Annotated in this window: 7 protein-coding genes; 4 read left to right on the top strand and 3 right to left on the bottom strand. The window is 70.9% G+C overall.

The window, feature by feature from the left end; genetic code table 11:
- Positions 1-260: 260 nt before the first annotated feature.
- Positions 261-1,694 (top strand): MFS transporter, encoded by a 1,434-nt coding sequence (locus IJH84_RS23820; protein ID WP_200069947.1) that lies wholly within the window; start codon positions 261-263, stop codon positions 1,692-1,694.
- Positions 1,695-1,757: 63 nt separating this feature from the next.
- Positions 1,758-2,003, top strand: a complete 246-nt coding sequence (locus tag IJH84_RS23815) for a DUF6480 family protein (protein ID WP_200069560.1) — start codon at positions 1,758-1,760, stop codon at positions 2,001-2,003.
- Between the two features lie 87 nt (positions 2,004-2,090).
- On the opposite strand, the gene IJH84_RS23810 is transcribed toward IJH84_RS23815, so the two are convergent.
- Both IJH84_RS23810 and IJH84_RS23805 read right to left on the bottom strand, forming a co-directional pair.
- The gene (locus IJH84_RS23810; RefSeq protein WP_200069561.1) at positions 2,091-2,372 is read right to left on the bottom strand and encodes a hypothetical protein; all 282 of its coding nucleotides are present in this window, start codon (positions 2,370-2,372) and stop codon (positions 2,091-2,093) included.
- A gap of 279 nt (positions 2,373-2,651) precedes the next feature.
- Entirely contained in the window at positions 2,652-4,289 is a 1,638-nt protein-coding gene (locus IJH84_RS23805) for a carbamoyltransferase C-terminal domain-containing protein (protein WP_295149257.1), read from the bottom strand.
- Positions 4,290-4,402: 113 nt separating this feature from the next.
- Between IJH84_RS23805 and IJH84_RS23800 the strand changes: the two genes are divergently transcribed.
- Together IJH84_RS23800 and IJH84_RS23795 are read left to right on the top strand one after the other, a co-directional pair.
- Positions 4,403-5,395 (top strand): polysaccharide pyruvyl transferase family protein, encoded by a 993-nt coding sequence (locus tag IJH84_RS23800; RefSeq protein ID WP_295149251.1) that lies wholly within the window; start codon positions 4,403-4,405, stop codon positions 5,393-5,395.
- A 278-nt stretch (positions 5,396-5,673) separates the two neighbouring features.
- On the top strand, positions 5,674-6,129 hold the full coding sequence (locus IJH84_RS23795) for a hypothetical protein (RefSeq protein WP_233627186.1): 456 nt from the start codon (positions 5,674-5,676) through the stop codon (positions 6,127-6,129).
- Positions 6,130-6,282: 153 nt separating this feature from the next.
- Here the strand turns inward: IJH84_RS23795 and IJH84_RS23790 are convergent, their stop codons facing one another.
- Positions 6,283-6,813 (bottom strand): GNAT family N-acetyltransferase, encoded by a 531-nt coding sequence (locus IJH84_RS23790; protein ID WP_200069564.1) that lies wholly within the window; start codon positions 6,811-6,813, stop codon positions 6,283-6,285.
- Positions 6,814-6,984: the final 171 nt, after the last annotated feature.

Genomic DNA, 6,984 nt, shown 5'->3' with positions numbered 1-6,984 from the left:
GCGGACTGCGGTGTGGGTTGCGGTTGCATCGGCGAAGATCCTTTCCCCCTTGCGTGCTGTGCGGCAGCGATCCTGCCAGCCGCGCGCGAGGACACCACGGCCGAAAGTCCCGGCCCTGCCGCGGTTCGCGCCGCGACGTCGACGGCGCGGCGCCGCACGGTCCCGCCGTCGAAGAGCCGCACGAGTGAAGCCCGCGGGGGTGGTTTTACCGCCGCCGCGCCCGGGAAAGCCCCAAGCGACCGGCGGAAGGAGATCAGGGCGTGGCGCAGCGAACGGGATCCGGACGACGGCCGATCCCCCGATTCCGGCGTCCCAGCAGGAAACGAAGCCAGGACCCGATCGTCATCGACGAGCGGAAGTCCCGCCGGGCCGTTGCCGCGGCCGCCATCGGCAACACCATGGAATGGTTCGACTTCGGCGTCTACAGCTACCTGGCGGTGACCATCGGCCAGGTCTTCTTCCCCTCGAACAGCCCGACCGCGCAACTGCTTTCGACGTTCGCGACGTTCGCGGTGGCATTCCTGGTGCGGCCGCTGGGCGGGTTCTTCTTCGGACCGCTGGGCGATCGCATCGGCAGGCAGAAGGTGCTGGCCACCACGATGATCACGATGGCGGCGGGCACGGTGGCGATCGGGCTGCTGCCCGGCTACGCCCAGATCGGGATCTGGGCGCCGATCCTGCTGCTGCTGGCGCGGCTGGTGCAGGGCTTCTCCACCGGCGGGGAGTACGGCGGGGCGACGACCTACGTCGCGGAGTTCTCCCCGGACCGCAGGCGCGGTTTCATGTCGAGCTGGCTGGAGTTCGGCACCCTGGTCGGCTATTCGATGGGCGCCGGCAGCGTCACGGTGCTCAGCGTCGCGCTGCCGGACGGGGCCTTGAGCTCCTGGGGCTGGCGGATCCCGTTCCTGGTGGCAGGCCCGCTGGGACTGGTCGGGCTGTACCTGCGGCTGAAGCTGGAGGACACCCCCGCCTACCAGAAGAGCTCGGAGGGCGAGCAGCCGCAGCAGGCGGCGACGCTGCGCAGCCTGGGCACGTTGTTCACCCGCTGCTGGCGGCCGATGCTCAAGTGCATCGGGCTGGTCATCGCGTTCAACGTCACCAACTACACGCTGACCGCCTACATGCCGACCTACCTCACCGCCGAGCTCGGGTTCGGCCACACCAAGGCGCTCACCCTGGTGCTGGTGGCGATGTTGCTGGTGATGACGCTGATCGTGGTGCTGGGCCGGTACTCCGACAAGATCGGCAGGCTGCCGATCGCCGGTGCGGGCTCGGTGGCGCTGATCGTGCTGTCGGTACCGGCGTACCTGCTGCTCGGTCTGGGCAGCGTGCCCGCCGTGCTCGGCGGGTTGCTGGTCCTGGGGCTGACGTTGATCTGCTTCAGCAGCACGATGCCGGCGGCGCTGCCCGCGCTGTTCCCGACCGACGTCCGCTACGGCGGCGTGTCGGTGAGCTTCAACATCGCGGTCGCCCTGTTCGGCGGCACCACTCCGCTGCTCGCGGAGGCGCTGCTGGCCGGGACCGGGGTGCGGATCATGCCTGCGGTGCTGCTCATCGCGGCCGGCGTGGTCGGGCTGGTGACGGTGTACTTCACCCGCGAGTCGGCGGGGCGCAAGCTGCCCGGTTCTCCGCCCACCGCCGCCTCGGAGCAGGAAGCCGCCGAGCGGCAGCAGGAGCAGCGCGGTGAGGCTTGACGGCCCGCCGCGGACGTCGGCGGACAAGTTTGCGCAGCCGGCCGGAAGGGTTAACCAACGGACATGGCAGCGGACCGCTCATCGCAGACCCCCGGGCCGGATCCCGAGCGAACTCCGGGGCTGGAATCCGGCGGTTCGGTCCCGCCCGGCGACACACCGCCGGGCGAGGCCGGGGCCACCGACGCCGTCTCGCATCCGCAGCGCGCCGAGCCGCGTCCGGCGAAATGGCTGTGGCTGGCGGGAATCGCCGTGGTGGTCGTACTGGTCGCGCTGTTCTTCGCCGCGTATGCGGGAGGATTGCTCAGCTGAGCGTTTCCGGGCCGCTCGCCCGTCGATGCAGGCGAACGGCCCGTGCACTGCGAACGGGCGCGCTCGAAGATCCCAGCGGGACGATCCTCAGCTCGCCATGCGGGTGCGCAGTTCCGGGAGGAAATCCAGGTCCTCGTTCTGCACACCTTCGAGGTCGATGTCGTGCGGCAGGGCGGTGGACGGCGTGCGCTGCAACAGGTACTTCACCGATTCGACGACGAAGCGCTGCTCGTCGGGTTCGGGCATGTCCAGCGCGTCGAGCACGCCCTGCGGGTAGCTCACCCGGTGTTCGGTGGTCTGCTCGCCCTCGTGCACTTCCGCGGCGAACTCGTGCTCACCGAGCTGCAGGACCTTCACGTCCTCGGCCATGGTCGCCTCCTGCTGGGTGCGTGCTCTGCCGCACCGATGTTCCACGTCGCTTCGGGCGGCAAACCTTCCGTCGTGGCAAGGGTTTTGCGCGGGCGTGTTCGACTACGCGCAGCGTCAAGTCGGCGTCTTCGCGATAGGCGCGGGGAAATCTCTCGTCGAGCGTCGATCAATGCCGCAGGCCGATAAGCCATTTCCGCTGTGATCCACCACGCGTCCGCGAGGCTCGTCGTGCAGTTCTCCCGGCTGTCGTCGGGATGACGACGGCGCGATCCAACGTGCTCACCAGGCGATCGCCGCGCGACGCACCACGAACGGCCCGAGAACGAGCAGATCGATCGGCGAGGAACCGAAGCACTCCAAGGCGTCCGCGGGCGAGTCCACCATCGGCCGCCCTGCGGTGTTGAAGCTCGTGTTGATCACTGTGGGCAATCCGGTCCGTTCCGCGAATTCCCCCAGCAACCGGGCGAGCAACGGCTCGTCGGCCCGGTCCACGGTCTGGATGCGCGCGGTGCCGTCGACGTGCACCACCGCCGGGATCCGTTGCCGCCAGTCGCTGCGCACGTCGTGCACGAACAGCATGAACGGGCTCGGCACCGGGCCGCGGTCGAAGATCTCCGCGGCTCGCTCGGCCAGCACGACCGGAGCCACCGGGCGGAACCGCTCACTCCCTTTCACCTCGTTGAGCCGTTCGGCGTTCTCGGCGTGGCCGGGATGGGCCAGCAGCGAGCGGTGGCCGAGCGCGCGCGGGCCGAACTCCGCCCGGCCCTGGAACCAGCCCACGATCTCGTTGCGCGCCAACGAGTCCGCCGCCGTCGTCGCCACGTCGTCCGGGCGCTCGTAGGGCAACCTCGCGGCTTGCAGCGCCGATTCCAGTTCCGCCTCACCGAAACCGCGGCCGAGGTCGGCGGCGGGCATCGGCCGCACCCGCTCGCCGGCTTGCGCGGCCAGGTGCATCGCAGCGCCCAGCGCGGTCCCGGCGTCCCCGGCCGCGGGCTGCACCCAGACCTCGTCGAACGGTCCTTCGGCGGCCAGCCTGGTGTTGGCCACGCAGTTCAACGCGACCCCACCGGCAACGGCCAGCTCCGGCTGCCCGGTCTCGCGGTGCAGCCAACCGGCGAGTTCCAGCAACAGCTCTTCCAGCCGGGTCTGCACGCTGGCGGCGAGCTGGGCGTGCTCGTCGAGCAGTTCCCCGTCCGGTTCGCGCGGTGGTGCCCACCGCGACCAGTCCAGCCGGTCGATCCGGATCTGCGCGTCGTCACCCACGCGTACCAGGTCGGTGAGATCCGGCAGGTACGTCGGCTTCGCATACCCGGCCAGCGCCATGACGTCGTACTCGTCGCTGCTGCGCCGGAAGCCCAGATGCGCCGTCAGGCTCTCGTAGAGCAACCCGAGTGAACCCGGCAAGGACTGCTCGGCCAACACTTCCAGCCGGCCCGAGCGGTATTGGCCCAGCAGCCCGCAAGTGCTCTCCCCGCGCCCGTCCGCGGTCAGCACCGCGCAGTCGCCGAACGGCGCGGCCAGCCCGGCGGAGGCGGCGTGCGCGACGTGGTGCGGCACGAACCGCACTCCGTCCGGGTCCAGCCCGGGCAACGCCGAGCGCAGCAACCGCGGGGCGCTACCGGCGAATTCGGTGCGCAGGTGTTCCCACTCCGGATCCAGTCCGGAAAGTTCGTGCTGGACGAGCCCGGGGTCGTAGGAGAAGCCCACTATGTCCACATCGGACGGTCGCAGGCCCGCTTCGGCGATGCACCACGCCGCGGAGCGCTCCGGCTGCTCCCAAGCGGCGAACGGAACCGGTGGTTTGCCGTGCTTTCGCCGGGTGAACCGCTCCTCCTCGGCAGCGGCGACCGGCTCGCCGTCCACGACCAGCGCCGCCGCCGGGTCGTGGAACACGGCGTTGATCCCGAGAATGCGCACCAGCGCCTCCAGCATGGTCGATTCCGGCGAATCGACGGATCCCCCCGAATCCGCTACTACTCCGCTACCCTGCGCAGCGGCTCTCAAACCCCGGCCGAGCGCGGACGGCACGCGTGAACCGGCGCCGCCGCGGGAATCCCGCGGAGAACCACGTTTCCGCGTTCACCCGGGAGGTTCCGGTGCGCGTGCTGATCGTCAGCTGGGCGAGCTTCCTGCACGGCGAGGCCGCCGCGGGTGACGTGGCGAGCATGTACCGGGTGGCGTCGGCACTCGAAACCGCGGGAATCCCGCACGATTCGGCGTGGAGCCCGATGTTGCGCCCGGAGGCGATGTCCTTGGCGGACGCACCGGCGCAGAACTACACCGACGTGGTCTTCGTGTGCGGTCGGCTGCACGGCTGGCAGGTCGAGCAGCTGCACGACCGCTACGCCTCGTGCCACCGCGTGGCCGTGGGAAGTTCGGTGACAGACCCGCATTCGCCCGCCTACACCAGGTTCCACGCGGTGCTGGCCCGCGATTTCCCCGGTGCTCCGGCGATTCGCGATCTGTCGGCGGGTGTGGCGTACGCGCGGACGCCGGTGGCGGCGCTGGTGCTCGCACCCGGCAGGTGGGAGCACGGCGCGCACCTCCGGCAGGAGCGGGTGCACCAGCACCTGCTGGACTGGTTCGCCGGCGTCGACTGCGCCACGATCGTCGCCGATTCCCGGCTGGACACCGGAGATTCCCGGAGGTGCGCGACGCCCGACCAGTTCGCGGCGCTGCTGGACCGGTCCGACGTGGTCGTCACGACCCGCCTGCACGGTCTCGCGTTCGGACTCGCCTGCGGCGTGCCGGTGCTGGCGGTGGACACCACCGCCGGTGGCGGCAAGCTCAGTGCGCAGGCGACGGCTTGGGAGTGGCCTGCGCTGTTGTCCGCCGAGGACGTCCACGTCGGCCCGGAACACGCCCACCCGCGCCTGCAACGCTGGTGGGAGTGGTGCCGCACCGCGGAGGCCCGCGTGCTGGCCGAAGCTCGCGCCGCAGAAGCACCGGCAGCCGGGCGGAAAACGATGTCGCGGCTGCTCGACGATCTGCACAGCCGCGCGTCGCAGCCGGAGGGGACATGAGCAGCACCGTCGTGAGCACCACGCGGAATCGGGGCGAAGAAGCGCAGTGCCGGGCCGCCGCGGTGGCCGCGGTCGTGATCGCACCGGCCAGCACCAGCGCGTGCTTGTGTTCGAGTTCTCGGTTCTTAGCCCGACCAGACGAAATCGATGCGAAGCGGCACCTCTGCAGGCAACGCGACTGCGGTTTCGTCGCCGAACCGCTCGGGCAGCACTGAGTCATGGCGGAATTGAGATGCCGAGTTCCGAGAGGCGCGTTCATGCGGCGCCGCGGATGCCACTTGCACCACGCTCTGCGCGGCGCTCTCGCCGGCGCCGCAGGCACGACCGCCCTCAACGCGGTCACCTACCTGGACATGGCGCTGCGCGCCCGGCCGGCGAGCAGCAGCCCGGAGCAGACCGTGCGCCAGGCCGAGCGGCACACCCGGCCGCTGCCCGGCGACGAGTCCAGCGCGGGCAACCGCCGCTCCGGGATCGGCGCCCTGCTCGGCATCGCGGCCGGAGTGACCAGCGGTGTCCTCTACGGCTGCGCCCGCACCTGGTGCCCGCGCACACCGGTGCCGCTGCTGGCGATCGGTGCGGGCCTTGCCGCGAACGCGGGCAGCACCGCTCCCATGACGGCGCTCGGCGTGACCGACCCGCGCGAATGGACCGCCGAGTCGTGGCTGATGGACCTGGTGCCGCACCTGGCATTCGGTGCGGTGACCGCGCTGGCCTACGAGGGCTTCCGGCGCTGATCGGCCGGACCAGGCCGACGATCGGTGCAACTGGCGGTCGGGCGAGCTCGGCGATCGGGCAGGCTCGGCGGTCGGGCAAGCTCGATGATCGGGTGAGGCGGCCGGTCAGTCTAGGTCGCCCTGAGTCCAAGTCGCCCTGAGTCCAGGTCGCCGTCAGTCCAAGTCGCCGGGCCGGACGCGGTACACGTGCAGCGTCCGGTCGTAGTACTTGCCGGTCTCCCCGACCCAGTCCATGCCGATCCGCTGCGCGGTGGCGTGCGCGCGGTCGTTCGTCGGGTCGATCACCGCGAACAGCTCCACCGCCTCGTGCTCGAACGCCCAGCGGATCAACGCGCGGGTCGCTTCCACCGCGTAACCGTGACCCCAGCAGTTCGGCCGCAGGTGCCAGGCCACCTCCACGTCCTCGTGGTGCGGCGGGAGCAGGCGCAGCTCGGCGCCGCCGACGATCTCCCCGCTGTCGCGGTGCACGACCGCCCAACGCCCTTGCGGCGGTTCCAGCTGCTCCTGCTCGGCGATCCACTGCTCGAGCACGCGGCCCATCGCGGCCAGGTCGGCGACCCGGGGCATCGACGGCACCAGCCAGTCGGTCACGGTCGCGGTGCCGTAGACGGCGAACGCGCCCGCCACGTCGTCCGGTCGCCACTCCCGGATCAGCAGGCGCTCGGTGACCGGCATCGAGGACATGCCGGAAACGTTAGCGGTCGCGATGCCCGCGGGCAGCCCGCCGTCCGCTCAGCGGACCAGATGCCGCAGGCGCCGGGTCCGCGATCGAGGAACTCCGTGCCCGGCGCCTGCACCGCAGGGATCAGCGCCGCGGAGTGCCGCGATCACGCGATTCAGCCCAACGGCACGTCG

The sequence above is a fragment of the Saccharopolyspora sp. genome, assembly GCF_017434145.1.
Taxonomy (GTDB): Bacteria; Actinomycetota; Actinomycetes; order Mycobacteriales; family Pseudonocardiaceae; genus Saccharopolyspora_C; species Saccharopolyspora_C galaxeae.
Note: the sequence above shows the minus strand (reverse complement) of the source record. Positions and strands in the feature narration are given on the sequence as shown.

Bases quoted from the DNA above. Each gene is read 5' to 3' on its own strand.
- IJH84_RS23815 (WP_200069560.1), top strand. From the start codon at position 1,758: ATGGCAGCGGACCGCTCATCGCAGACCCCCGGGCCGGATCCCGAGCGA.
- IJH84_RS23810 (WP_200069561.1), bottom strand. From the start codon at position 2,372: ATGGCCGAGGACGTGAAGGTCCTGCAGCTCGGTGAGCACGAGTTCGCC.
- IJH84_RS23790 (WP_200069564.1), bottom strand. From the start codon at position 6,813: ATGTCCTCGATGCCGGTCACCGAGCGCCTGCTGATCCGGGAGTGGCGA.